Consider the following 2,228-nt stretch of genomic DNA (forward strand, 5'->3'; position numbering starts at 1 on the left):
CCCCCCATCCGCCCTCGGACGCCGCATCCCCGTCAACACCAACAACAACCCATCCACCGACGGCCCATCACCCACAACACACACCCCCCAACGCAAGGAGAATCAGTAGGAATCAGCGGGAACGTGCGCCCGGTGCCCGCGTCAGGGCCGGTCCCGTCCCGGCCCGGTGATCAGCGCACGCACGAACGACGCATAACTGTCACACTAAATGCAGTCAATCGGTAGCGCAACATCGACAACGGACAGTGTCCGTGTGTTTTCGCTCCGCGCGCGTCCCGGAGCCCGGCCTGTCGGTACGTGCACCGATCAAGCCGCGAACGTCGTTGTCGACGCGCCGGTACAGAGGTTCGCCCCGGAGACGGAGGAGAGCCGGCGCTCGATGGCACCCGCGGCACGCAGACGGACGAGTACTTTGGTGGCGACGTCCGCGTCCATCGCGACGGCCTGCCGCATCTGCTCCTCGGTCAGGTGGGGGGACCGGCCGAGGTGGTCGAGGACCCTTCCCTCGCGCACGGCCTGCCTCTTGCTCGCACGCAGATGTCCTGCGGCTGTCGCGACGGCCGCCGCGGCAGCCAGGGGTACGACAACAAACGCAACCGTTTCCGTCACAGAGTCTCCCGGTGTCGATTACCGGACCGGATGGTGCGGGTCACGGGGTAGGGTCGGTGCGGCTCTGTGCCCCGTAACCACGGCACGGCGTGCGCGCCCGTCACCATGTTCACCTGGACAGTGTTACCTCACTGCGTATGTATCCGAGCAGCTGTCGGGACGGCGGAAGCCCAGGCTCCGGTTCATGGTCCGGGCCACGAGAGCCGGTTCGCCAAGGCATGACACTATGTGGTCAGCCCTGGGTACCGAGGGCCCGGTGCGCCCGCGGGACTGGGCAAGCCGGGGGTGGTGGGCGAACAGTGCACGAGGCGTGCCCGGAGTGGCGTACGAGGTCCGGACACGCCTCCGAGACAGAAGTATTCCCCTGGCGTGAGGCCGGGGATTCGTGGAGAGGCTGGTTCTGATGGTCATCGGGCGCGTGGTTCGGTTCGACGGTGTAAAGGGCTATGGGTTCATTACCCCCGATCACGGTGGCGAGGATGTCTTCCTGCACGTCAACGAGCTACGGGTTCCGGAGGCCTACATCCGTCCGGGTCTCAGGGTCGAGTTCGAGATCGAGCAGAGTGAGCGGGGTCTGAAGGCGTCCTCGGTCCGGCTCGCTCCCGACAGCGACGGCGGCAGGCCGCCGTCGCCCGCGGGTTCCGTTTCCCCCGGACTCACGGACTCCGCGGGTCGGCAGGTGGCGGACGGCGAGGACGTGCTGTGCGACGTGCTCAGCTCGGACGAGTACCTGCGGGATGTCACGGAGGTGCTGTTGTCGTCGGCGCCGTCGCTCACGGCGGAACACATTCTGCAGGTCCGCGAATCCCTGTTGCGGGGTGCCAGGAAGCACGGCTGGGTCGAGGGCTGACGGAATCCGGCCGTCCTGTACGCACGGCTGGACTCGGAACAGGACTTCGGGGCCGGTCGGGAGACTGCTCCCGACCGGCCCCGGAGTCCTGTCGTGGGCACCCAGCGGCCAGAGGCACCGCACCCGGGTTGTGTCACAGGCAGATGATCACGTGTCGGTCCGCGTCCCCACGGGGATGTCCGCGGCTTGCCCGTGCCGTTCTCCTGCCGCGTCCAGCAGCTCCCACATGGTGACGTTCTCGATCCAGAACCGGCTCCCGGGCTTCGCTCTGCGCAGCCCCCGGTGTCCGTCCGCGTACCCGTTCTCCGACACGGACCGTACGAATGCCTCCTGGTGCGCCCGGTCGCCGGGCGCTGCCGACAGCTGGGAGGGCATCTCCACGAACTCATCCCACGCGTAGCCGAAGCACTCCTGCGCCGTCCGGTTGGCGCAGACGAAGAGCGGGTCCGCGTAGGCGTTGTGTACGAGCAGTCCGAACAGCGCCGAAGAATAGAGCCATCGGGCGGCTTCGTCCGCCGGTACGGACCGGATGAACACGAACAAGTCCCTTCCCGTCAGCCGCCGGTGGCTCGACCTCAGCAGTTCGGCGAAGGCGGCGTCCGTCGGCGTTCCGGACGCAGTCGGAGCCCCTGCCGCTCTTACGCCCCCGGCGACAGCCGACTCCCTCTCAGGCATCGTTGTCGACCCAGCTCATGAGCTTGCGGAGCTCCTTGCCGGTGGTCTCCAGCAGGGACTCGCTGTCGGCCTTCTTGTACTCGTTGTACTTGGG

The 2,228-nt window shown here is 67.4% G+C and carries 3 protein-coding genes; 1 reads left to right on the forward strand and 2 read right to left on the reverse strand.

The features are described from left to right. Window positions 1-306 precede the first annotated feature (306 nt). Window positions 307-609, reverse strand: a complete 303-nt coding sequence (locus tag ACWD04_RS33915; protein WP_451137570.1) for a hypothetical protein — start codon at window positions 607-609, stop codon at window positions 307-309. Between the two features lie 403 nt (window positions 610-1,012). Here ACWD04_RS33915 and ACWD04_RS33920 point away from each other — a divergent pair, with 403 nt between their 5' ends. After that, a complete protein-coding gene (locus ACWD04_RS33920) occupies window positions 1,013-1,459 on the forward strand; it encodes a cold-shock protein (RefSeq protein WP_451137571.1) in 447 nt (148 codons plus the stop codon). 147 nt (window positions 1,460-1,606) lie between these two features. Here ACWD04_RS33920 and ACWD04_RS33925 read toward each other — a convergent pair whose 3' ends face one another. Beyond that, window positions 1,607-2,134 carry an MEKHLA domain-containing protein gene (locus tag ACWD04_RS33925; RefSeq protein ID WP_451137572.1) on the reverse strand — a complete coding sequence of 176 codons (528 nt, stop codon included), beginning with the start codon at window positions 2,132-2,134 and terminating at the stop codon, window positions 1,607-1,609. Window positions 2,135-2,228: the final 94 nt, after the last annotated feature.

This window comes from Streptomyces sp. NPDC002911 (assembly GCF_053591835.1).